Origin of the sequence: Leeuwenhoekiella parthenopeia (genome assembly GCF_020782115.1) — a bacterium.
GTDB classification, from domain to species: Bacteria; Bacteroidota; Bacteroidia; order Flavobacteriales; family Flavobacteriaceae; genus Leeuwenhoekiella; species Leeuwenhoekiella parthenopeia.
The window spans coordinates 1-1,202 of record NZ_JAJGMW010000057.1 but is presented as its reverse complement, the minus strand read 5'-3'; the positions used below and the strand labels follow the sequence as shown (position 1 = coordinate 1,202).

The 1,202-nt window shown below is 39.6% G+C and carries 2 protein-coding genes; both read right to left on the bottom strand.

What is annotated here, in order from left to right:
* Positions 1–8: 8 nt before the first annotated feature.
* Positions 9–839 (bottom strand): IS3 family transposase, encoded by an 831-nt coding sequence (locus LLW17_RS18815; protein WP_228231837.1) that lies wholly within the window; start codon positions 837–839, stop codon positions 9–11.
* A 23-nt stretch (positions 840–862) separates the two neighbouring features.
* Positions 863–1,138, bottom strand: a complete 276-nt coding sequence (locus LLW17_RS18810) for a transposase (protein WP_228231836.1) — start codon at positions 1,136–1,138, stop codon at positions 863–865.
* Between the last annotated feature and the right edge of the window lie 64 nt (positions 1,139–1,202).

Here is a 1,202-nt window from a genome sequence, read left to right as displayed (position 1 = left end):
TATATTGACTAAGCTGCTTTTTGTTGTTTGTTTAAATACTTTACCAGCGGTATTTCGTTTTCTATTCCCTGATGCCTTCTTTTTGTATTGTAATAACTAAAATACGTTTTTAATTGTTGGTATAGATCTATTCCCGATTCCGGTGGGTTAAGGTAGATACTTTCGTACTTTACACTTCTCCAGAACCTCTCAATAAAGACGTTATCTATAGCCCTTCCTTTACCGTCCATACTAAGCTTTATCTTATTTAATAACACACATTTTGTAAATACTTCTGAGGTAAATTGGCTACCTTGATCGGTATTTATAATTTCAGGGGTACCGTGCAAGGCTATGGCCTCCTCTAAGGTCTCTTTGCACCACTGGGCATCCATTGTATTGGATACAGACCAATTTAATACATACCTGCTATGTAAATCTATAATGGCTATCAGGTACATAAACCCTTTTTGCATAGGGATGTATGTGATATCGGTAGCCCACACTTGATTAGGCCTGTCTATTTTAAGGTTCCTGAGCAGGTATGGGTAAATCTTATGGGCTTTATGACGCTTTGAGGTATGCTTTCCCGGCATAATGGCCTGAAGACCCATAACCCTATAATACAGACGGTCTATACGCTTTTGGTTCACTTTATAACCCTTATCCATTGTTAACCAGGTATGCATCCCCTTAGCCCCTTTAAAGGGATGGTAGATGTAATGCTCATCCATCAAACGCATCAGTTTTAAGTTCAGCTCGCTCTCGCCCTTAGGCTTGTAATAAAAGCCGGAACGGTGCAATTGCAGCAGTTTACTCTGTCTGACTATACTTAAGTTGGAATGACCCTTGCTTATCATTTTACGGCGTTCCCCTAAAGGTTTTAGCGCAAGGCGTTCTTTAAAAAATCAAGTTCCACCTTTTGCTGGCCGATTACCTTAAGTAAGCGATCTTCCTTTTCTTCGGCTTCACTTTTTCCTGATTTTTCTCCTTTCTCAAAGACAGATTCAGCTTGAGATAGGAACTCACGCTTCCAGAGGTTTATCTGCTGGGGTGATATTTCATAGCGTTGTGCCAGCTCTTTTACGGTTTGCCGCTCTTTGAGAGCTTCTAAAACCACTTTGGTCTTGAACTTGGGTGTGAATTTTCTTCGTGTCATAAAACAGTAAATTTAAAGTTATTTTGGAACTTAAATTACTGTCCTAATTTTTGGGGGATGCTCA